1 protein-coding gene is annotated in these 269 nt (G+C 50.9%); it reads left to right on the forward strand.

Going from position 1 to position 269, the window contains the following annotated elements:
* Window positions 1-269 (forward strand): magnesium chelatase domain-containing protein (locus tag SB773_RS31990; protein ID WP_410594365.1); only part of this gene is annotated, 269 nt, incomplete at both ends.

The raw sequence follows: 269 nt of genomic DNA on the forward strand, positions 1-269 counted from the left end.
GGGAGTACGGTTAGATGAGCCAGCAGTCGATCTGGCAATAGCCGTCAGTATTGCCAGCAGTTTTCGCGATCACGCAACCAATCCGCACGATGTGGTTATCGGAGAAATCGGCTTGACTGGAGAGGTGCGAGGGGTTTCACGGATTGAACAAAGGGTGCGGGAAGCACACAAGTTAGGCTTCAAGCGAGTTATCATTCCAGAAAAGAACATTCGCGGGTTGGAGGCACCAGACGATATCCAAGTGATTGGTGTAAACAACATAGCAGAGG

The organism is Bacillus sp. SIMBA_074 (genome assembly GCF_046534555.1).
GTDB lineage: Bacteria > Bacillota > Bacilli > Bacillales > Bacillaceae_G > Bacillus_A > Bacillus_A mycoides.